At 72.0% G+C, this 21,504-nt stretch carries 18 protein-coding genes, 2 tRNA genes and 1 pseudogene; 15 read left to right on the forward strand and 6 right to left on the reverse strand.

Features of this window, described 5'->3' with window-relative positions:
* Positions 1-61: 61 nt before the first annotated feature.
* The gene (locus ACFUO4_RS34060; protein ID WP_383492046.1) at positions 62-976 is read right to left on the reverse strand and encodes a bifunctional DNA primase/polymerase; all 915 of its coding nucleotides are present in this window, start codon (positions 974-976) and stop codon (positions 62-64) included.
* Between the two features lie 349 nt (positions 977-1,325).
* Here ACFUO4_RS34060 and ACFUO4_RS34065 point away from each other — a divergent pair, with 349 nt between their 5' ends.
* The 6 genes and pseudogenes from ACFUO4_RS34065 to ACFUO4_RS34090 all read left to right on the forward strand — a co-directional run bounded on the left by ACFUO4_RS34065 (position 1,326) and on the right by ACFUO4_RS34090 (position 7,362).
* Positions 1,326-1,640: a hypothetical protein gene (locus tag ACFUO4_RS34065; RefSeq protein WP_079309093.1), complete on the forward strand. Its 315-nt coding sequence runs from the start codon at positions 1,326-1,328 to the stop codon at positions 1,638-1,640.
* 332 nt (positions 1,641-1,972) lie between these two features.
* Positions 1,973-3,055 (forward strand): bifunctional MaoC family dehydratase N-terminal/OB-fold nucleic acid binding domain-containing protein, encoded by a 1,083-nt coding sequence (locus ACFUO4_RS34070; RefSeq protein ID WP_383492050.1) that lies wholly within the window; start codon positions 1,973-1,975, stop codon positions 3,053-3,055.
* Positions 3,052-3,450: pseudogene (locus tag ACFUO4_RS34075) on the forward strand (MaoC/PaaZ C-terminal domain-containing protein); the annotation flags it as partial. The gene ACFUO4_RS34070 and the pseudogene ACFUO4_RS34075, both read left to right, overlap by 4 nt.
* A gap of 185 nt (positions 3,451-3,635) precedes the next feature.
* Positions 3,636-4,802 carry a lipid-transfer protein gene (locus ACFUO4_RS34080; protein WP_383492053.1) on the forward strand — a complete coding sequence of 389 codons (1,167 nt, stop codon included), beginning with the start codon at positions 3,636-3,638 and terminating at the stop codon, positions 4,800-4,802.
* 174 nt (positions 4,803-4,976) lie between these two features.
* Entirely contained in the window at positions 4,977-5,543 is a 567-nt protein-coding gene (locus ACFUO4_RS34085) for a SigE family RNA polymerase sigma factor (RefSeq protein WP_079309089.1), read from the forward strand.
* Positions 5,544-5,685: 142 nt separating this feature from the next.
* Positions 5,686-7,362, forward strand: coding sequence for a long-chain fatty acid--CoA ligase (locus tag ACFUO4_RS34090; protein WP_079309088.1), 1,677 nt, complete (start codon positions 5,686-5,688; stop codon positions 7,360-7,362).
* A gap of 36 nt (positions 7,363-7,398) precedes the next feature.
* Here ACFUO4_RS34090 and ACFUO4_RS34095 read toward each other — a convergent pair whose 3' ends face one another.
* Positions 7,399-11,997, reverse strand: a complete 4,599-nt coding sequence (locus ACFUO4_RS34095) for a PAS domain-containing protein (protein WP_383492057.1) — start codon at positions 11,995-11,997, stop codon at positions 7,399-7,401.
* A gap of 293 nt (positions 11,998-12,290) precedes the next feature.
* Positions 12,291-12,764, reverse strand: a complete 474-nt coding sequence (locus ACFUO4_RS34100) for an SSI family serine proteinase inhibitor (RefSeq protein ID WP_079309087.1) — start codon at positions 12,762-12,764, stop codon at positions 12,291-12,293.
* Positions 12,765-12,935: 171 nt separating this feature from the next.
* Here ACFUO4_RS34100 and ACFUO4_RS34105 point away from each other — a divergent pair.
* The 3 genes from ACFUO4_RS34105 to ACFUO4_RS34115 all read left to right on the forward strand — a co-directional run bounded on the left by ACFUO4_RS34105 (position 12,936) and on the right by ACFUO4_RS34115 (position 14,065).
* A tRNA-Ser gene (locus ACFUO4_RS34105) sits at positions 12,936-13,026 on the forward strand.
* 200 nt (positions 13,027-13,226) lie between these two features.
* A tRNA-Arg gene (locus ACFUO4_RS34110) sits at positions 13,227-13,299 on the forward strand.
* 73 nt (positions 13,300-13,372) lie between these two features.
* Entirely contained in the window at positions 13,373-14,065 is a 693-nt protein-coding gene (locus tag ACFUO4_RS34115; protein WP_383492060.1) for a signal protein, read from the forward strand.
* Positions 14,066-14,080: 15 nt separating this feature from the next.
* Here ACFUO4_RS34115 and ACFUO4_RS34120 read toward each other — a convergent pair whose 3' ends face one another.
* Positions 14,081-14,260, reverse strand: coding sequence for a hypothetical protein (locus ACFUO4_RS34120; protein ID WP_079309070.1), 180 nt, complete (start codon positions 14,258-14,260; stop codon positions 14,081-14,083).
* 265 nt (positions 14,261-14,525) lie between these two features.
* Here ACFUO4_RS34120 and ACFUO4_RS34125 point away from each other — a divergent pair, with 265 nt between their 5' ends.
* Positions 14,526-15,809, forward strand: a complete 1,284-nt coding sequence (locus ACFUO4_RS34125; protein ID WP_383492063.1) for a hypothetical protein — start codon at positions 14,526-14,528, stop codon at positions 15,807-15,809.
* 7 nt (positions 15,810-15,816) lie between these two features.
* Here the strand turns inward: ACFUO4_RS34125 and ACFUO4_RS34130 are convergent, their stop codons facing one another.
* Positions 15,817-16,326, reverse strand: coding sequence for a hypothetical protein (locus tag ACFUO4_RS34130; RefSeq protein WP_383492066.1), 510 nt, complete (start codon positions 16,324-16,326; stop codon positions 15,817-15,819).
* Between the two features lie 182 nt (positions 16,327-16,508).
* A complete protein-coding gene (locus tag ACFUO4_RS34135; RefSeq protein WP_383492069.1) occupies positions 16,509-17,018 on the reverse strand; it encodes a MarR family transcriptional regulator in 510 nt (169 codons plus the stop codon).
* An 85-nt stretch (positions 17,019-17,103) separates the two neighbouring features.
* Between ACFUO4_RS34135 and ACFUO4_RS34140 the strand changes: the two genes are divergently transcribed.
* The 5 genes from ACFUO4_RS34140 to ACFUO4_RS34160 all read left to right on the forward strand — a co-directional run bounded on the left by ACFUO4_RS34140 (position 17,104) and on the right by ACFUO4_RS34160 (position 21,504).
* The gene (locus ACFUO4_RS34140) at positions 17,104-17,475 is read left to right on the forward strand and encodes an HGxxPAAW family protein (RefSeq protein ID WP_383492072.1); all 372 of its coding nucleotides are present in this window, start codon (positions 17,104-17,106) and stop codon (positions 17,473-17,475) included.
* Between the two features lie 109 nt (positions 17,476-17,584).
* Positions 17,585-18,457, forward strand: a complete 873-nt coding sequence (locus ACFUO4_RS34145; RefSeq protein WP_383492075.1) for a DUF2797 domain-containing protein — start codon at positions 17,585-17,587, stop codon at positions 18,455-18,457.
* Between the two features lie 234 nt (positions 18,458-18,691).
* Positions 18,692-19,069: an antibiotic biosynthesis monooxygenase family protein gene (locus tag ACFUO4_RS34150; RefSeq protein ID WP_383492078.1), complete on the forward strand. Its 378-nt coding sequence runs from the start codon at positions 18,692-18,694 to the stop codon at positions 19,067-19,069.
* Between the two features lie 102 nt (positions 19,070-19,171).
* On the forward strand, positions 19,172-19,912 hold the full coding sequence (locus ACFUO4_RS34155; RefSeq protein WP_037711888.1) for a response regulator transcription factor: 741 nt from the start codon (positions 19,172-19,174) through the stop codon (positions 19,910-19,912).
* Complete coding sequence (locus ACFUO4_RS34160) at positions 19,909-21,504, forward strand: ATP-binding protein (RefSeq protein ID WP_383492081.1); 1,596 nt, start codon at positions 19,909-19,911, stop codon at positions 21,502-21,504. Before ACFUO4_RS34155 ends, ACFUO4_RS34160 begins: the two co-directional genes overlap by 4 nt.

Raw genomic sequence — 21,504 nt, forward strand, 5'->3', positions numbered from 1 at the left:
GTCGTTCTCGCCTGGCGCCCCCATGACCGGTGCCCCGCGCCGGCCCTGCCTCGGTGCCTCCTCACGGCCGATGCCCCGTCATGCGCGCCGCCGAGGCGATCGTCGCGCGGGCCTCGCGTTCGGACAGGCCGGTGTTGAGGGCCGCCTCGACGAGGGGGTCCACGAGGGCGGGGCCGATGCCGTCCTCGTAGGCGCGGCAGGCCGCCCAGAACAGGCGGGTGTTGCGCTGGCCCTCGTGCGCGGCGAGCACGAACTGGACGAGGCCCTGTCCGTGGTCGCCGGTCGACGCGGGCGTGGGGTGGTGGGAGGCGCGCGGCGGCGGGAGCAGGAGGCGCAGCAGGGCCGGCGGGCAGGCCGCCGGGGCGAGGCCGGCCGTACCGGGGGCCGTCGCGTACACGCCCTGGTCGGTGCGGGAGCCGGGTCCGACGAGATAGCCGCCGGCGCCGCGGATGTCGATGCCAGGCGCCAGCCGGCCGGCCGAGTTGGGGACGACCACGTCCGGCGGGCCGCTCAGCCACAGATGGCGGCCGCCGCTCGGGGTCAGGACGACCACCGTGGGCGGGATCGTGAAGAGATGGCGCAGGGCCAGCTCGCGCAGCGCCGCGGAGGAGTCCGTACCGGATTTGGTGTCGAGGTCGACGCCGATCAGATGGTGGGGCGGGAGACCGCACGCGATGCCGTAGCCGGTCGCCCAGGGGGCCGCGGCGAACAGTTCGCGGATACGGGCCGGGTCGGTGGCGGCGTCGTAGACCCCGTGGCCGAAGCGGCCGCACTCGCCGTGGCAGGGCGGATTCGGTGTCGGCTCGGGGCTCCCGGAGGCGGCGGAGGCCTCGGCGGGACGGGGTGCGTCGCGGTGCGGGGAGCGCAGCGCCGGGAGCTTCGTACGGGACAGGGGGATGACGGCCAGTCCGCGTTCGGCGGCGGACAGGGCGTGTGCGAGGGCCAGCGTCGTGGCCTGCCGGTCTGTGGTGGCCATGCCTCCATTTTCGTACGAGTGTTCGAAAAAGGGAAGGGAGTTCGGAGGCGACTCGCCGGGCGGAGCGGATTGGCCGGAAAACCGCCGGAACGCTTCGCCTGTTGCGGCACTTGGGGTGGAGATGCCCGAGAGGCACAGGTCTGATGCCTTAGATCGCGAAAGGGGTTTATCGACTTGTCCTCACGCTTCAGGGGGAATAGCCGCTTCCGGGCTGGTTCGCCGGGGATTCGGTGGGCAACTCTGGTCTCGCGACGTCGTGAACGACACCGAGGCGGTCGGCCAACTGCCTTGGAAACAGCCTTACTTGACGTACTTCCGGCTCAAGAGGCCGGGTTCTGGAGGAAGAAACATGGCAAGCATCCGTACCGCCCGCGTCATCGCCGCCGTCTCCGCCCTCCCGCTCGCCGCGGCCCTGTTCACCGGCGTCGCGGCGGCGGACAACGGCGGCTTCGCGGACGACGGATCGAACGCGGGTGTCGCGAGCATCGTCGGCAGCGGGGTCGGCGGCACCAACAACGGCAACTCGTCCACCACGCAGCAGAACGCGGTCGGCTCCGGCGCCTCGAACCAGAGCAACACCGCCCAGGTCAACGGCTCGGCGTTCACGGCCGTCAATCAGGGCAACGACAACACGTCCGTCCATTTCACCCCGCTGTGGTGGTGAGCGGAAGGCGTGAGCTGAGGACGTGAACTGAAGGGAGGGTCGGCCGACCGGGGGGTCGGCCGGCCTGGTCCGACGGGTGTGCTCCGAGGGGTGGTCGTACGGCTGCGCGGTGGTGCTTCGGCGCCACCGCGCAGCCGTTTCCGCATGAGGTCGACAGCCCCCGCCGATCTGGCCCCGCTGACCTTGACAGCTCCTGTTATCTGACGGACAGTCAGAAATCTTCGCGAAGTCCGCGGCCGGTTCGTGGAACCCGGGCGGCGGCAGCGGTGTACCAGAAATGACAGAACGCGACGGGCGGGACGGCGGGGACGAGGGAGACAGAGGGGGAGGCCATGACACAGGAGCCGCGGGCGAGCGACGAGTTGGGCAGGCGCCTGAAGGCGTACGAGGGGCAGGCCGCCGCCGTCTCCGCCGCCGGCAAGGACCCCGTCAACGCACCCATGATCCGGCACTGGTGCGAGGCCATGGGCGACGCCAACCCGGCGTACACCGGCCCGGACGCCATAGCGCCCCCCACCATGCTCCAGGCGTGGACCATGGGCGGCCTCTCCGGGCATACGGGCCGTTCGTCGGCGTACGACGAACTGCTCACCCTCCTCGACGACTCGGGCTGCACGTCGGTCGTCGCCACCGACTGCGAGCAGGAGTACATCCGCCCCCTGCGCCCGGGCGACGAGATCACGTTCGACGCGGTCATCGAGTCCGTGTCCGACCGCAAGACGACCAAGCTCGGCACGGGTTACTTCGTCACCACCCGCATGGACATCCGCGTCGGCCCCGAGCTGGCCGGCACCCATCGCTTCCGCATCCTCAAGTACGCACCCGCGCACAGGAGGGACGGGCGAGCACAGAAGGAGCCTCAGCCGGAGAAGCCCCGGCGCGAGGAGCCCCCGCAGCGCAAGCCCGCGCAGGGCAGGCCCCCGCGTCCCCGCCCCGTCGTCAACCGCGACAACGCCGGCTTCTGGGAGGGCGTCCGCGAGCGCCGCCTCCTGATCCAGCGCTGCACGGCCTGCTCCACCCTGCGTCATCCCTGGCTCCCCGGCTGCGCCGGCTGCGGACACCCGGAGTGGGACACGGTCGAGGCGAGCGGGACGGGCGAGGTCTATTCGTACGTCGTCATGCACCACCCGCCCTTCCCGGCCTTCGACCCTCCCTACGCGGTCGCCCTGATAGAGCTCACGGAAGGCGTGCGAATGATCAGCAACGTGATCGGGGTGCCGTACGACGAGGTGCGGATCGGTATGCCGGTGCGGCTCGAATTCGAGCAGTACGACGAGGAGTTGGTGCTCCCTGTCTTCCGTGCCTGTCGTGCCTCCCGGGAGTCCCGTGCCTCCCGGGAGTCCCGTGCCTCCCGGGAGTCCCGTGCCTCCCGTGCCGAGGCGAGCCGGGTCGGCGTCGAGGGGAGGCCTGTATGAAGCCCGGCGAACAACTCCCGGCGCTGGAGATCCCGGTGACCCGAACCCTCGTCGTCGCCGGCGCCATCGCCTCCCGCGACTACCAGGACGTCCACCACGACGCCGAGACGGCCCGGCAGAAGGGCTCTCCCGACATCTTCATGAACATCCTCACCACCAACGGCCTGGTCGGCCGCTACATCACCGACCACTTCGGCCCGACGGCCGTACTGCACCGCGTGGCCATCCGACTGGGAGCGCCCAACTACCCGGGGGACACGATGGTGTTGAGAGGCACGGTCGAGGAAGTCACCGAAACCCCCGCCGGCACCACGGCGACGGTCCGCGTGCTCGGGGAGAACGGCATCGGCAGACATGTCACGGGCACGGTGACGGTGACGGTCCCTTCGGGGGCCGACGTGGCTTCAGAAGCCGACGCCCCTGCGAGAGCCGGGGTGCCTTCAACGGCCGGCGCGCCCTCAACCGCCGACGTCCCCAGGAGAGCCGGCGCGCCCTCGACGGCCGACGTGCCCTCCGAAGCTCACGTGTCTTCGGCAGCCGAAGCGCCCCCGGAGTCGACCGCCCCCGCAGGAGGTGCCGGATGAGTGTGCGTGGGCGTGACTCCCTCGGTGGGCGGGCGGCGATCGTCGGGATCGGGGCCACGGAGTTCTCCAAGGAGTCCGGCCGCAGTGAGCTGAAGCTGGCCGCGGAGGCGGTGCGGGCCGCGCTGGACGATGCCGGGCTGGCGCCGGCCGACGTGGACGGGATGGTGACGTTCACGATGGACACCAGCCCGGAGATCACCGTCGCCCAGGCCTGCGGGATCGGCGAGCTGTCGTTCTTCTCCCGCGTCCACTACGGCGGCGGCGCGGCCTGTGCGACCGTCCAGCAGGCGGCGCTGGCGGTGGCGACCGGCGTGGCCGAGGTGGTGGTCTGCTACCGCGCCTTCAACGAACGCTCGGGGCGTCGCTTCGGCTCCGGCGTGCAGCACCGGGAGCCCTCCGCGGAGGGCGTCGCGCTCGGCTGGTCGCTGCCGTTCGGGCTGCTCACCCCGGCGTCCTGGGTGGCGATGGCGGCCCAGCGCTATCTGCACACGTACGGCCTGACACCGGAGGCCTTCGGACAGGTGGCCGTCACCGCGCGCAGACACGCGGCGACCAACCCGGCGGCGTACTTCCACGGCCGCCCCATCACCCTCGCCGACCATGCCGCCTCGCGCTGGATCGTCGAGCCGCTGCGCCTCCTCGACTGCTGCCAGGAGACGGACGGCGGCCAGGCCCTGGTCGTCACCTCGCTGGAGCGGGCGCGGGACCTGCCGAACCCGCCCGCCGTCGTGGCCGCCGCCGCGCAGGGAGCGGGCCGGGCCCAGGAGCAGATGACCAGCTTCTACCGCGACGACCTGACCGGTCTGCCGGAGATGGGCGTGGTGGCCCGCCAGCTGTGGCGGACCTCGGGGCTCACGCCGGCCGACATCGACGTGGGGATCCTGTACGACCACTTCACGCCGTTCGTGCTGATGCAGCTGGAGGAGTTCGGGTTCTGCGGGAAGGGGGAGGCGGCGGAGTTCGTGGCGGAAGGGAGGCTGCCGCTGAACACGCACGGAGGACAGCTGGGGGAGGCGTATCTGCACGGGATGAACGGAATGGCGGAGGCCGTGCGCCAGATCAGGGGGACGGCCGTGAATCCCATACCCTCGGCCGGCCGGGTCCTGGTGACGGCGGGGACGGGAGTACCGACGTCGGGTCTGGTGCTCACGGCCGACGGATGACGCCGGTCCGGTGCCTCCGTGGGACGAGCCCCCAGGGGTCATCCCGCAGTAGTCCCCAGCTCCTCGTCCACCCTCAGGAGGTGGAGCCACCCCCACCCCTACAACCTGAGGCGGAGTCGTCTTCGGGACCTGCGGCCGATGAGCGGGAGGGCCCCTCACTCCTAGCGTTGAGCCATGACCACACCCGTCTGCACCAGCGCTTCGGACGCCGCAGTACCGGCGAGGCAGACCCGCCCGTATGCGACGTACCCCTCGTTCTCGTCGTACGTGAAGGCACGCCAGCCGGTGCTGCTGCGCACCGCCCGGTCGCTGACCGCGAACCCGAGCGATGCCGAGGACCTGCTGCAGACCGCGCTCACCAAGACGTATGTCGCCTGGGAGCGGATCGAGGACCACCGTGCGCTGGACGGCTATGTGCGCCGCGCGCTGCTGAACACGCGCACGTCGCAGTGGCGCAAGCGCAAGGTGGACGAGTTCGCGACCGACGAGATCCCGGAGCCCGAGCCGCTGCCCGGCGGCGAGGACCCCGCGGAGCAGCAGGCGCTGCACGACGCGATGTGGCGGGCGATCATGAAGCTGCCGGCGCGGCAGCGGGCGATGGTCGTCCTGAGGTACTACGAGGATCTGAGCGAGGTCCAGACGGCGGAGGTGCTCGGGGTGTCGGTGGGGACCGTGAAGTCGGCGGTGTCGAGGGCCCTGGGCAAGCTGCGCGAGGACCCGGAGCTGAGCCTGGTCCGATAGCGCAGCCCGAGTGATCGTCCTCCCCTCCCCGGTAGCGCGGCGCCGCTGTGAACGCAACGTGACGTGATCGATCACCGTCCACTAGTGACATACCGCGCGGTATGTGAGCAGAATCAGCCCAACCCTTACTACCGCGTAGGCAATGTCGCCCCGGGAGGACGCCGTGCTGAGCACCATGCAGGACGTACCGCTGCTGATCTCGAGGATCCTGACCCACGGGTCCACGATCCACGGCACATCGCAGGTGACCACCTGGACCGGTGAGGGCGAGCCGCACCGCCGCTCCTTCGCCGAGATCGGCGCCCGCGCGGCCCAGCTGGCGCACGCGCTCCGTGACGACCTGGGAGTGGCCGACGACGACCGGGTCGCGACCCTCGCGTGGAACAACGCCGAGCATGTCGAGGCCTACTTCGCCATCCCCTCCATGGGCGCGATCCTGCACACGCTGAACCTGCGGCTCCCGGCCGAGCAGCTGGCGTGGATCGTCAACCACGCGGCGGACCGGGTGGTGATCGCCAACGGTTCGCTGCTGCCGCTGCTCGCCCCGCTGCTCCCGCACCTGAAGACGGTGGAGCACGTGGTGGTGACCGGCCCCGGTGACCGTTCGCTCCTCGAGGGCTCCCACGCGAGCGTGCACGAGTACGAGGAACTGCTCGCGGGCAAGCCGACCAGCTACGACTGGCCGGAGCTGGACGAGCGCCAGGCCGCCGCCATGTGCTACACCTCCGGCACCACGGGCGACCCCAAGGGCGTGGTGTACAGCCACCGTTCGATCTACCTGCACTCCATGCAGGTCAACATGGCCCAGTCGATGGGCCTGACGGACCAGGACACCTCCCTCGTCGTGGTCCCCCAGTTCCACGTCAACGCCTGGGGCCTGCCGCACGCCACCTTCATGACCGGCGTGAACATGCTGATGCCGGACCGCTTCCTGCAGCCCGCGCCGCTCGCCGAGATGATCGAGCGCGAGAAGCCGACGCACGCGGCGGCCGTGCCCACCATCTGGCAGGGCCTGCTCGGCGAGCTGACCGCCAACCCGCGGGATGTCTCCTCCCTCGGCCAGGTCACCATCGGCGGCTCGGCCTGCCCGCCGTCCCTCATGGCGGCCTTCGACGAGCTGGGCATGCGGGTCTGTCACGCCTGGGGCATGACGGAGACCTCCCCGCTCGGCACCATCGCCCGCCCGCCGGCCCATGTGGTCGGCACGGACGCGGAGTTCGCGTACCGGCTCACCCAGGGCCGTTTCCCGGCCGGCGTCGAGGCCCGCCTCACCGGCCCCGGCGGCGAGCGCCTGCCCTGGGACGGCGAGTCGGCCGGCGAGCTGGAGGTCCGCGGCACCTGGATCGCGGGCGCGTACTACAACGGCCCGGACGCCGAACCCCTGCGCCCCGCCGACAAGTTCAGCGAGGACGGCTGGCTGAAGACCGGCGACGTCGGCACCATCTCCCCCGACGGCTTCCTCACCCTCACCGACCGCGCCAAGGACGTCATCAAGTCCGGCGGCGAGTGGATCTCCTCGGTGGAGCTGGAGAACGCGCTGATGTCCCACCCGGACGTCGCCGAGGCCGCCGTGGTCGCCGTACCCGACGAGAAGTGGGGCGAGCGCCCCCTCGCCACGGTCGTCCTCAAGGAGGGCTCCACCGCGACCTTCGAGACCCTGCGCGCCTTCCTCGCCGACGAGGGCCACATCGCCAAGTGGCAGCTCCCGGAGCGCTGGACGGTCATCGAGTCGGTGCCGAAGACCAGCGTGGGCAAGTTCGACAAGAAGGTGATCCGCAAGCAGTACGCGGAGGGCACCCTGGACGTCACCAAGCTCTAGAAGACGCCTGTCGGCACCAACCGGCCCCCACCAGGGTCAGTTGGTGCCGATCCGTGCCAGCAGGTCCACGATCCGCGCCTGCACCTCGGCGCTGGTCGACCGCTCCGCCAGGAACAGCACCGTCTCCCCGGACGCCAGCCGCGGCAGGTCGGCCTGGTCGACGGCGGCGGTGTAGACGACGAGCGGGGTGCGGTTGAGCTGCCCGTTCGCGCGCAGCCAGTCCACGATCCCGGCCTGCCGCCGATGCACCTGCAGCAGGTCCATCACCACCAGGTTCGGCCGGAACTGCCCCGCCAGCGCCACCGCGTCGGCGTCGCTCGCGGCCCGCGCCACCTGCATCCCGCGCCGCTCCAGCGTCGCCGTCAGCGCCAGCGCGATCTCCGCGTGCTCCTCGATCAGCAGCACCCGCGGCGGATGCTGCTCGCTGTCCCGCGGCGCGAGCGCCTTCAGCAGAACGGCGGGGTCGGCGCCGTACGCCGCCTCGCGTGTCGCCTGTCCGAGTCCCGCGGTCACCATCACCGGCACCTGCGCGGTGACGGCGGCCTCCCGCAGCGACTGCAGCGCGGTCCGCGTGATCGGCCCGGTCAGCGGGTCCACGAACAGCGCGGCCGGGAAGGCGGCGATCTGCGCGTCGACCTCCTCGCGCGAGTGCACGATGACGGGCCGATAGCCGCGGTCGCTCAGCGCCTGCTGGGTCGTCACATCCGGCGCGGGCCACACCAGCAGCCGGCGCGGGTTGTCCAGCGGCTCCGGCGGCAGCTCGTCGTCCATCGGCTGCGGCCGCGGCGGATCGGCCACCTCGACCGCCCCGCCCGGACCGTCGAGCGGCTCAGGGCCCTCGGCGGCGTTCTCGTCCGGCGCCCCTATGGCGTACGACCGTCCGGTGCCCTCGGTCATCTGCGCGAGCCGCGACTGCCCGGCGAGCGACGGCTGCGCCGCCGCGGGGGCGGTGGCCTCGGGCGTGGGGTGCGGCCGGCCGGCGGCCGGGTCGGGCGGCGTGCCGAGCTTGCGGCGCCGTCCGGAACCCCCCGGCTGATGCGGTGCGGGCGTGGCGGTCTGCGGCTGCTGCACCTGGGCGGCCTGCCGCGTGAACGGCACCCCCTGGCCCAGCGTCCGCACACTGATCGCCCGCCCCTGCGTGGAGTTCGGGTCGACGGGAGCGCCGGCAACCGCGCCCGCCGCGCCCGCCGCGCCCGCCGCGGCCTCAGCGGGCAGCGGCTGAGCGCCCCGCGCCTGCGCCGCACCGGCGCTGGCCTCGGGCGGCAGCGGCGTCCCGGGCGCGGGAGTGCCGACGCCCGGCACGGCCTGCGGAGCCTGCGGCGGTACGGGAACGCCCTCGCCGTTCGCCGGTACGGCGACCCCGGCGACCCCGGTAATCCCCGCAACCCCGGCGCCCTCGCTGCCAGCCCAGGCCTGCGGCGCGGCGGCCTCCGCCGGAAGCGGCTGCGCGGGAGCGGTCGCCGGGGCCTGCTGCGGAGCCGACGCCTGCGCGGGCAACGCGGCCTGACCGGTGGCGTTCTGCGGCGGCACGGGAGCGGCCGCGCCAGGAGCGACAGCCTGCGCCGGCACCGACTGAGCGGGCACCGGCTGCCCCGGAGCGGCGTTCGCCGGAACGCCCGTTGCCGGAACGCCCTGCCCGGGAGTCGCCTGCTGCTGCGCCGGAACCCCCGGCGCGGGCGTCGCCCCGGCGGCCTCCGCGGGCTGACCCACGGCCCGCCGACGCCGACCGGTCGGCGCGCTCGCGGGGTGCGGCTGCGGCGGAGTGTGATCCTCGGACTGATCGTGGAGAACCGCGTCGTGCCGCCCGTCGTCGACCAGCCCGCCGACGGGCACGGCCTGCCCGGGAACGGGAACGTGTACGGCGACCTGAGCGCCGGGCACCTGCGGAGGCACCGCGGCCGAAGCCTGAGCCTGCGCCTGAACCGGCATCTGAGCGGGAACCGGAACCGGCGCGGCCGCCACCCCCTGAACCGGAACCTGCACGGCCCCCGGCCCCTGCGGCTGCCCGGGAACTTGAGACTGCCCGGGGACTTGAGGCGCCCCCGGCACTGCAGCCTGAGGCACCCCAGGAACCTGAGGCTGCCCGGCACCGGCAACCGGCGAAGGCACCTCGGCCACCTGCCCGGGCCCGCCGACCGCCTGCCCAGGCACGTCAGCCACCTGCCCAGGCACCTCGGCCACCTGCCCAGGCGTACCGGCCACCTGTCCCGGCACCCCGCCACCGGAGGCCACCTCGGGCCCCCGGTCCGCCTCCGCCGGCGGCAGGGCGAACACCGCCCGCGGCCCCGCCTCCTGCGCGGCCGCACGTTCGTTCGCCGCGGCCAGGGCACGACGCCGACGCCCGGTCGGCTGAGCCTCCCCACCGGCCGCGTCCCCGGACGCCACCGCGGGCAACGCCGGCGGCAAGGCGTGCTGCGCAGCCGCGGGCACCCCTTGCGGGGCCACGCCCTGTGGCGGCACCCCCTGTGACGGCACTCCCTGCGGCGGTACGGTCCCGCCCAGCCCACTGCCCACGGCCGCGGTCCCCGCGGCATGCTCGGCGGCGGTCATGACGGCACCCTCGGAGACACCCGCGCCCCCGCCGACACCCGCACCCGCGGCCACCTCACCACCGGCGACCTCGGCAGGCCGCCCCCGCCGCCGCCCGGTACCCCCGGACGCGGGCGCGGCCTCCTCGGCAGCCTGAGCCGTCTGGGCCGGCTGAGCCGCCGTGACCGGCGCCCCCTGACCCGCCGCCGGAACCGGCGCCGCCGCCTCCTCCGCCGCACGCCTCCTGCGCCGCCCGGTCGGAGCGGTACCGCCCTCACCCGAACCCGAGCCCTCGGCGGAGCCGTCCGACTCGGTCAGGTCCTCGCTCTCCAGGAACGCGTCCGTCGTCGCCCGCCGAGCCCGGCGTCGCCCGCCCCCCTCGGTGGCCTCCGGGGCCGCCTCGATCGCGGCCGGAACAGCGGCGGGTGCGGCCGGAACGGCTCCCGCGCCACCCCCGATCGGCACTTCGAGGACGTACGCGCTCCCGCTCATCCCCGGCACTTCATGGGTCTGGAGCACACCGCCGTGCGCCCGCACGATCCCGCGCACGATCGGCTCGTGCACCGGGTCTCCCCCGGCGTACGGCCCGCGCACCTCGATGCGTACGACCTCACCGCGCTGCGCGGCGGCCACGACGACCGTGTTGTCCATGTAACCGCCCGCCGACACGGGTGCGTTGCCGGTCGCGTCGACGCCGGCGACGTCGGCGACGAGGTGGGCGAGGGCGCGGGCCAGCAGCGCGTGGTCGACCTCGGCCTCGATGGGCGGCGCGTGCACGGCGAACTGCACACGGCCGGGCCCGATGAGCTCGACGGCCCCTTCGACGCCCGCCGCGACGACGGCGTCGAGCATCACCTTGGTCCGGGTGATGCCGTCGGTGCCCGCGTCGAGCCGCTGGTAGGCGAGGACGTTGTCGATGAGCTGGGTGATCCGGGAGTACCCGGCGGACAGGTGGTGCAGGACCTGGTTCGCCTCGGGCCACAGCTGCCCGGCGTCGTCGGCGGCGAGGGTGGCCAGCTCGCGGCGGAGTTCGTCGAGCGGCCCGCGCAGCGAGGACCCGAGCAGCGTCAGCAGCTGCTCGTGCCGCCCGGCGAGCGCCTCGTAGCGGTCCTTCTCCCGCTCGCCCAGCGCGGCATACCGCTCCTCGCCGGCGGCGAGTTCCTCCGCGTGCCGTTCCTGGAGTTCCTCGACCTCGGTGACGTGCTTCTGGCGCAGTGCGGTGAGTTCGGAGGCGTGCTCCTCCGAAAGCCGTTCGAGCTCGTCCGCGTGCTGCTTCTCGACGGCGGCCTTCTCCTCGGCGAGCGCGTCGTACGGCCGCCGGTCGGTGAAGGTCATGACGGCGCCGACGAGCTGGTCGCCGTCGCGTACCGGCGCGGTCGTCAGGTCGACGGAGACCTTCTCACCCTTCTTCGACCACACCACCTGCCCGCGCACCCGGTGCTTGCGCCCGGAGCGCAGGGTGTCGGCGAGCGGGGACTCCTCGTACGGGAAGGGCGTGCCGTCGGCGCGCGAGTGCAGCATCAGCTCGTGCAGCTCGCGTCCGCCGAGGTCGCTGGCCCGGTAGCCCAGTATCTGGGCGGCGGCCGGGTTGACGAGGACGATCCGCCCGTCGGTGTCGGTCCCTACGACACCCTCGGCCGCGGCCCGCAGGATCATCTCGGTCTGCCGTTGCGACCGCGCCAGCTCGGCCTCGGTGTCGACGGTGCCGGTGAGGTCGCGTACGACGAGCATCAGCAGTTCGTCGCCGCCGTAGCCGTAGCTGTCGTAGGCCTGCTGGCCGTTCTCGAGGTTCGCGCTGGTCACCTCGACCGGGAACTGGCTCCCGTCGGTCCGGCGCGCGATCATCCGGGTCGGCTTGGTCCGCCCACGTGGATCCATGTGGTCCGGGCGTCGCATGGAGCCCGGGATCAGCTTGGAGTCGAACTCGGGCAGCAGATCGAGCAGCCCGCGCCCCACGAGCGCGGTGCCCGGGGCCTCGAAGGCCTCCAGCGCGATCGTGTTGGCGTTGACGACGGTCCCATTGGCGTTGACCAGCACCAACGCATCGGGCAGCGCGTCGAGTATGGCTGCGAGGCGAGCAGCGCCTCGGGATGGCCTGCTGCTCACGAGACGCTTCCTCCCTGTTACCGCACCTTGCCGACCGCTCGGGCCATCTTGCCAACCGGTCCGCAGCGTGTCACGCGAGGGAGTCTAAGGGCTGCGGTTGCGCGCGCGGCCCCGGATGAGAGGGAGGTCGCACGACGAAGTGACGCAGAACGTGTGACCGACTCCCGCGACCTCTTGCTTCGTCTCCGGGGGACCTTCGCGCCGTTTTCACGTCCCCGCCGAATCCGCCATGAAATGCCTGTGCGAACACGACGGGTGTACACGCTTTCTCGCCACGGCCTCTCGCCCCGGACTCACGCCCGCAGGTCGGGCAGCAGCGGCACCATCCGGTCCCACCGCCCGATCTCGCACCCGTTGCTGCGGTCGTACGTCGCCTCGACGGGCCGCCCGGCCCAGGTCCCGGTGACATGCGCGGTGGCGGGACCGCCGTACTGCATGGTGCAGAGGCTGTCGTCGGGTACGGGGGCGAAGGTGTCCCTGCCCCACTGGGTGCCGCGGTCGAGCGCGGCGCAGGCGCGGCCGGCGTCGGGGTGGGTGCCGCCTCCGGGGTGGCAGTACAGCTCGAAGGTGCCGTCCTTTCCGCCGCCCGCGTTCCGGACGGTGACAGTGAGGTGGTCGCCGGTGCCGAGGTCGTCGCGGGCGGGCGGCGGCATGTGGTCCAGGGCGGCGGCGGGCGAGGCGGCCAGGGAGCCGGCGGCGACGAGGGAGGAGGCGCCGGCGACGAGCAGCCGGGCGAACGGGGCGCGGGACTTCCGGAGCAGGGACATGACCTGACTAACGCCGCCCGCCCCGGCCGGTTGCGGCACGGCCCGGTGACGGCGAGAACAGCTTTGCCCTGCGGCCCGCCTGCCTAGTACCGTGGGAGGCGATTGGTGACACCGCGCTCGACTGTGTCATCATCTGCACGCACCACTCGCGCTCGCGCGGGCGGTTGTGCTGGAGGCGTCGCCTAGTCCGGTCTATGGCGCCGCACTGCTAATGCGGTTTGGGCCTTAAAGCCCATCGAGGGTTCAAATCCCTCCGCCTCCGCGCTTGATCACGAAGCCCCGGTCCTCGGACCGGGGCTTCGTCGTTGTCCGGCATCGGCCGCTCATGCCGCCCTCAACGCGTTTTCGCAGGTCACAAGGGGTATGGCTAACGGATTTCACATGGCGGCGGCAGTCATGTAATGTTCTTCCTGTCGCCGCGAGCAGCCCGGAAGGGCAAGGAACGGCGGGAAAACAAAACAAGCACTCGTAGCTTAACGGATAGAGCATCTGACTACGGATCAGAAGGTTGCAGGTTCGAATCCTGCCGAGTGCACGCAGACGAAAGGCCCCGGAGAGATCCGGGGCCTTTCGCGTTTCATGGTGATGTTCCGGGGAGGGAGAGCGTGATGAGGGTCAGGGGCGGCGGCAGAGCGGGGCTCGTGGCGGTGGGGCTCGCCGCCGTGCTGGTGGGGTGCGGTGGTGGGGGCGACGCGGAGGGCGCGGGGTCCGGGGAGGCGTCGGATCGGGCGTCCACGGCATCCCCCTCTGCGCCCACGGCATCCCCCTCTGCGTCCGCGTCCTCTTCGCAGCAGGGGCGGCTCGCTCCGGATGTGCTGCAGAGTCGCTGGTGGTCGTGGGCGGCGTCGGAGCCCGAGGCGACGAACCCGGTCGCGGACGAGGACGGCGGTGACTGTGCGCGGAACCAGCCGAAGGATGTGTGGTTCCTGGCCGGCACCTTCGGGACGCAGGCCGCGCGCAGCTGTCCGGTCCCGGCCGGGGTGCCGCTCGCCTTTCCTCTGGTGAACCGGATCGGCGGGCCCGCCGACTGCGTGCTGTTCATGGACGACGTGAAGGGAACGGCGGTCCTGGACGGCGAGAAGGTCGAGGAGGACGTCTACCGGGGCCAGGCCGTCACCGTGGAGAGCGTCGCGGGCAACCCCGTCACCGGCACGGACGAGACGTTCGAGGGCACCGGGTGCGGGTTGTGGGTCCAACTGCCCGGCCTGGAGAGCGGTCTGCACACGCTGAAGATCCGGGGCCGGTCCGCCGACTTCTCCACGGGCGTCGACTACACGCTGACGGTGGCCGCCACCTCGTAGGCGTCGTACGGCAGTTCAGGCCGCCGCCCCGGCCAGCCGGTGGAAGGCCTCGATGGTGCGCGGGTGGGCGAGCTCGTCCAGGAGGTGGCGCCACTCGGGGTCGGCGGCGGCCGGGTGGGTCAGGTCCCAGGCGGTGAGCAGGGGGGCGAGTTCGCTGTCGTCGGCCGGGGACGGGTGGTTCGCCGGTGTGTTCATGAGAGCTTCCTTCCTGCGCGGGGCCTGAGCCCCTGGGACGGGATGCGTTCCTCCGAAGGCCGTTGAGAACCTCTGTCTTCCACCATGCCGCGACCCCCCTCGCGGAACCATGGAGTCGCCCACCGGACCGGGGGTGCGGCCAGCCCCACCCACCGGGTGCGGCGAGCCGGTGCGGATCCAAGTCTCGTACCACTCCGGCCCGTTGAGGCGAACATTTGCGCTTGTGTCGCATGTTCGAATGCGCCTAGTTTCTCGCGTCATGACCATGACGAGAAGAACGATCCTGCGTGGCATGGCCGCCGCCCCCTTCGCCGGTGCGGCCGCGAACGCGCTGGCCGCCGCCCCCGCCCATGCCGCGACCGTCCCCGCGAACCAGTACTCCCTGACCAGCCGCTCCTCCAACGAGCACGGCGAATTCGCCGCGCTGGCGGCCGGATTGGCGGCCCGGCTGACCAAGGTGGACGCCACCACCGTCATCGCCACCGCCAACCGCGACGCCAAACCCCTGACCAGCGCACCCAGCACCGCCGAGGCCTTCCAGACCGGCTTCGCCTGGGACCCCGCCGACCAGGACGTCCTGTACTGGATACCCCAGGGCGTCACCACCAGCGCCGACGCCTACGGCAACGGCCTCTACCCGGACAGCGGCGGCGACAAGGTCGTCCTCGTCTCCTGGTACTTCGAGACCGACACCGACCGCGACACCCCGGGCGACGAGCAACCCATCGACAAGGGCATGCGCCTGACCTTCGTCGACTACAACGCGGCCGCCGCGCCCACCTATCGCCATGTCCTGCTGGTCGAGCCGGTGCGGACGGCCACCGGCGCGTACTCCTTCGAACCCATGCAGAAGCACGCCGGCGGCATCATGTGGTACGGCAACCTGCTGTACGTCGTCGACACCTACAAGGGCCTGCGGATCTTCGATCTCAACACCCTCTTCACGGTCGACACCGCCGAGAAGGACGTCTGCGGTCTGCACACCGACGGCAAGTACTACGGGTACGGCTACCAGTACGTCCTCCCGCAGAGCCACGCCTACGACAACGCGGGAACGTATCTGCGCTACTCGGCCATCGGCCTCGACCGCGCCAGCACCCCCGACAGCCTGGTGATAGGCGAGTACTCCCTGAACGGCGTGGTCTCCTACGACGACGAGGACCACACCTTCAACGGCACCGGCGAACCCGCGGAGAAGACGCCCCACGTGGTGCGCTGGCCGCTCGACTACACCGACCGGCACCCGGGTTCACTCACCGCCACCGAGGCCGTCACCATCGCGCAGAAGAAGATCCAGGGCGTCGTCTCCCGCAAGAGCAAGCACTACCTCTCGGTGAGCGGCGGCCCGACCGCCAAGGGCGCCCTGCGCACCTTCACCTCCGGCTCGTCCACCGCCACCACCGTCGCCGACCTCGCCGTCGGCTGCGAGGACCTGAGCTTCCACAGCAGCGGGGCCTCCGGGTGGGCGTACGACGAGTCCGTGATCTGGAACGTCAGTGAGTACCACGGTCTGCGGTACGTCTACGCGGTGCGGGCGGACGGTTCGTAGCCGCGCCCTAGTGGGCGAGGCGCAGGTCGCCGTGGCGGAGGCGGACGGCGGTCGGCAGGGGCCGTACCGGCATCGCCTCCTCCGTGCGGCCGTCGGCGAACACGCACAGCCGCAGCACCAGGAACCGGCCGATGCCGACGAGGCCGGAGGCGCCGAGGTAGACGGCCTGCTCCCAGGCGAGGCCCGGGGAGGACCGCACCGCGTGCAGCACGACCATCGCGGCGCAGGTCACCACGTACGCCACCGTCGCCGAACCCGCCGACTGCAGATGACGGCGCAGTCCGGCGCGGCGGCCGGTGCCGAAGGTGAACAGGGCGTGCAGCTCGGTGCAGAGCAGGGTGGACGCGACCGTGATCACCGCGTTCGCCACCGCCCAGGGCAGCACCCTCGCCAGCAGCGGGACCGCCGCGCCGGCCAGCAGCCCCACGCCTCCGCCGCACACCACGAACCGGACGAAGGAGGCGAGCGCGCCCACCCCCTGCGGCACGTCCGGGCGCTCCGTGCGCTGCGTCTCCATGGCGGTGTCCTTCCGGGGCGGTCGGGGAACTGCTGACGTGCTCCACGATCTCCCGGCGGGCCTCGCGAAACGATGGAGTGCCCTCCCGGAACGGGGGTAGGGCCAGCTCCACCATCTCCCTTGGGCCGCGCCCTACTTGGACTCCCGCGGCCACACCCTCCTGGACTCCCTTCGGCCGCCCCTTACTTGGAGCGCCCGGCTTCCTCGGTGTCCTCCGCGTCCTTGCCGCGCAGCTCCTCGATGTACTCCAGCGCCAGGCCTGTCGTCCGCGTGAACCAGTCGTTCAGTACGGCGATCTCGGCGGCGGAGTAGTCGGCGAAGAGGGTGTCGAGGCGGGCGTAGTACGGGCCGTACAGGGCTGTGACCCGGGCGACCGCGGCCGGGACGGCGGCGACCCGGACGCGACGCCGGTCGGTGGGGTCGGGGCGGCGGGTGATGAAGCCGCCGCGCTCCAGACGGTTGAGGATGCCGGTCATCGCGCCCGTGGTGACGTGGGCGTGCTCCGCGAGGTCGCCCGCGGTGAGCAGGTCCTCGCCGGCCTTCAGAACGCAGCCGAAGCAGAGCAGGTCGGTGACGTTCAGGCCCAGCCGCTGGGCCATTTCCTGCTGGCCGAGCAGGTGCGTCGCGATGAGGGAGTCCATCGACGACAGCGCCTCGGCCGGGGTGGTGGCGGGGCGGGGCTTGGCGTGCATCTCGGGATTACCTTAGGTCGTGAGGGATTAAGGTGCTAAATTTCTTACAGCGTGAGAGATTCTGGGATGGGTGGGAGGCTGGAACGTGAGTGCGCACCAGTATGACGAGGGGCACACGATCGCGGGGTGGACCGGATGCGCCGTGGCCACGGTCGGTTGTGTCGTCCTGGGTCTCGGGGTGGTCATGGTGTCGGTCCCGGTGCTGGCGGGCGGGGGTGCCCTGGTGGTGCTGGGCGCCCTTGTCACCTGGGGCCTGCATCTGGCGGGCTGGGGCAAGCCGCCGGGGCGTCGGCCGCGGGAGGAGTGGGGGATGCGGACCCGGGACCTGTCGGCGCGGGACGGGCATCCGGGGTGTGTGGGGTGCCGGTTGGCGGGGCGGGGGCGGGGCGGGCGAGCCGCGGTGCCGGTGGTCGCCGGTGCCGAGCCGGAGGTCGCCACGGCGGACGTGGGTGCCTGATCGGGGAGGCCGTCACCTCGGACGTGGGTGCCTGATCGGGGAGGCCGTCACCTCGGACGCCGGCGGCTGAGCGGGGCGTTGTCAGTGGTGGCCCCTACTCTCGTCAGAGATGGCACAGGCGTGGAAGTGCTCGGGGCTGCGATGGTCGGCGGACGGTCCCGTGCTGGCGTGGGACGGCGGGCGGCGCAGTGCGCTGACCTGGGGGAAAAGGGTGGCCTTCGGGGTCGCGGACGGGGGTGTGCGGACATGCGTGGGAGCGCGGGGGCATGCGTGTCCGGTGCGGGCGGCCGTGCCGGGGCGGAGCACGGGGGCGCGGTGCGAGGAGTGCGCGCGCCTGGACCGGGCGCACTCCGTGGCCGCCGACACGATCGCGGACGACCCACGCCCGTACCACGTATATCTGGCGTGGTTCGGCCCCGGCATGACCAAGGTCGGGATCACCGCTGAGGAGCGGGGTTCCGCGCGGCTGCTGGAGCAGGGGGCCGTCTGCTTCAGCTGGCTCGGCGCCGGCCCGCTGATGGCCGCCCGGCGGACGGAGGAGCTGCTGCGGGCCGCTCTCCGGGTGCCGGACCGGATTCCGTACGCCGACAAGCGCGCGGTGCGGTCCGCGTTGCCGGGGACGGCGGCGGAGCGGGCGGCCGAGATCGCGGAACTGCACGGTCGGGCGCTGGCGTTGGGCAACTGGCCGCAGTCGCTGCGGGCCGAGCCGTTCCGGCCGGTGGACCACGTGGGCGTGTTCGGGCTCGCGGGGGTGCCGGCCGCCGTGGGCGCGGTGTCCGAGCTGGTCGCGGGTGGCGTGGTGGGCGGGCAGTTGCTTGCCGCGGCCGGGCCGGATCTGCATCTGGACACCGGGAGTGGGGTGATCGTGCTGGACACGCGGCTGATGACGGGGTGGGAGCTGGTGCCGGCGGAGGGGACGGAAGTCTCGGTGCCGGTGCGGGAGTTCAGGCGGGAGGCGGGGGTGCAGGACGGGTTGTTCTGAGGGGGCGGGCGAGCGTTGTGCAGAGGGCCGGGCGACGGCCGGGACGCGGAAAGCAAAGGGGCGCGGAAGGTGACAAGACGCGGAAGGTGAGAAGACGCGGAAGGTGAGAAGACGCGGAAGGTGAGAAGACGGGGAAGGTAAAGAGACGGGGAAGGTAAAGAGACGGATCCCTCCGGGATCCCTTTCGGCAAGGTCCCTGGACGCGGCGCCGCACCGGGGGCGACCGTGGGCGACATGAGTGATCAACACGTTGCACCTGTCGCACCGGTTCTCCCTGTTGCCGCCCATGAACCGCCGTACTACGCGGTCGTCTTCACTTCCGTCCGTACGGAGGAGGCGGAGCAGGACGGCGGATACGCCGCCACGGCGGAGCGCATGGCCGAACTCGTCCAGGAGATCCCCGGGTTCCTCGGCGAGGACTCGGCGCACACGCCGGGCGGGCTCGCGGTCACCGTGGCCTACTTCCGGGACCTGGCCGGCATCGAGGAGTGGCGGCAGCACGCGGCGCACCGCGCGGCCAAGGAGCAGGGCCGGGCGCACTGGTACGAGCGGTACTCGCTGCACATCGCCAAGGTCGAGCACAGTCACGGATTCCAGCGGACCCGCCTCTGACCTCGGGTGACCGGGGCCGCCTTGGTGTTCCCTGTGCGTTTCTCAGGGAAATCACAGGAAGACGAAAGCCTGTTCTCAGAGCGTCCCGACAGTGTGTCCACCATGACCACGACCTCGCCCCAGGGGCGCACCGAACTGCTGAGGCCGGACGGGAGCCCCGTCCGAGTGCTTGTGGTGGACGACGAGTTGTCGATCACCGAGCTGCTGTCCATGGCCCTGCGCTATGAGGGATGGCAGATCCGGAGTGCGGGGGACGGCACCGGCGCCGTCCAGACCGCGCGGGAGTTCCGGCCCGACGCCGTCGTTCTCGACATGATGCTGCCCGACATGGACGGGCTGACCGTCCTCGGGCGACTGCGGCGCGAGCTGCCGGACGTCCCCGTCCTGTTCCTCACCGCGAAGGACGCCGTCGAGGACCGTATCGCCGGGCTCACCGCCGGTGGGGACGACTACGTCACCAAGCCGTTCAGCCTGGAAGAGGTCGTCGCCCGGTTGCGGGGGCTGATCCGCCGCTCCGGTGCCGCCGACCGGCGGTCGGACTCCGTGCTGGTCGTCGGCGACCTCACCCTGGACGAGGACAGCCACGAGGTCTCGCGGGCCGGGGAGAACATCCACCTCACCGCCACCGAGTTCGAGCTGCTGCGCTTCCTGATGCGCAACCCGCGGCGCGTGCTCAGCAAGGCGCAGATCCTGGACCGCGTGTGGTCCTACGACTTCGGCGGCCAGGCCAACGTCGTCGAGCTGTACATCTCCTACCTGCGCCGCAAGATCGACGCCGGTCGCGAGCCGATGATCCACACCCGGCGTGGGGCCGGTTACCTGATCAAGCCCGCGGCGTCATGAGCGGACGACGACGGCCGCGTGCGCAGAGGAAGCGACTGGGTAAGCCGCGTACGCTGCGGGCGCGGCTCGTCGTCGCGTCGGTTGTGCTGATCGCCGTGGTGTGTGCGGTGATCGGGACCGTGACGACGTTGGCGTTGCGGTCGCATCTGTATGAGCAGCTGGGCACCAAGGTCGGAGAGGCCGCGATGCGGGCTTCCGGTATGGGCGCTCCGCCGGGCCAGTCGACCAAAGGCACGGGCGGCCCCGGGAGCACCCCGAGCTCGCTCACGGATCTGGTCACCAAGGGGCCGCAGCAGAGCAGTATCGCGGCCACGGTTCAGAAGGGCGTCATCACTGATGCCCTGGTGGGGAACGAGGATCCCTACACCCGGTCCGGGGACCCACTGAGCGACGCGGCGATCGAGGCGCTGAACGAGGTCTCCCAGGACCAGAAGCTGCACACCGTGGACCTTCCCGGCCTCGGTGAGTACCTCGTCCGGTACGCCTCCGGCGACAGGGGCGACTACTACGTGGGCCTGCCCACCAAGGAAGTCAACAACACCCTCAACACCCTCATAGCCGTAGAAGCCAGCGTCACCGCCGCCGGCCTGGTCGCCGCCGGTATCGCCGGTACCGTCATCGTCGGCGTGGCCACCCGCCCCCTCCGCCGGGTCGCCGGGACGGCCACCCGGGTCTCCGAACTCCCCCTCCACACCGGCGAGGTGAACCTCAGCGAGCGGGTGCCGGAGTCGGAGTGCGACCCGAACACCGAGGTCGGCAAGGTGGGCGTCGCGCTCAACCGGATGCTGGACCACGTCCACGCTGCGTTGCACTCCCGCCAGCAGAGCGAGATGCGGGTCCGCCAGTTCGTCGCCGACGCCAGTCATGAGCTCAGAACCCCCCTCGCCTCCATCCGCGGCTACGCCGAGCTCACCAGACGCGGCAGAGAGCAGATCGGCCCCGACACCCGCCACGCGCTCGGACGCATCGAGTCCGAGGCGGGGCGGATGACGTTGCTGGTGGAGGATCTGCTGCTGCTCGCGCGGCTCGACGCCGGGCGGCCGCTTCAGTTCGAGCAGACCGACCTCATCCCTCTCGTCGTCGACACCGTCAGCGACTCCCGCGCCGCCGGCATGGAGCACAACTGGCGGCTGGACCTGCCCGACGAGCCCGCGCTCGTCGCCGCGGACGCCGCCCGGATCCAACAGGTACTCGTCAATCTGCTCGGCAACGCCCGCAAGCACACCGCCCCCGGCACCACCATCACCGCCCGCCTCCAGCGGCGCGGCCCGTGGATGTGCGTGGACGTCGAGGACAACGGCCAGGGGATTCCACCGGACTTGCTGCCGCACGTCTTCGAACGCTTCGCGCGCGGCGACTCGTCGCGCTCCCGCGCCTCCGGGTCCACCGGGCTCGGGCTCGCCATCGTGCAGGCCGTGGCGACCGCGCACGGCGGTGCCGTGACCGTGGACAGCGTGCCGGGGCGGACCGTGTTCACGGTCCACCTGCCCGCGCTCGCCCCCGCACTGCCCCGCCCGGCGCCCGAAACGAACTGGCAATCGCACTCACAGGCACAGCACAGTGCCGGCACATGGGTGCAACAGGGCACTTGA

Source organism: Streptomyces sp. NPDC057280 (assembly GCF_042668605.1).
GTDB lineage: Bacteria > Actinomycetota > Actinomycetes > Streptomycetales > Streptomycetaceae > Streptomyces.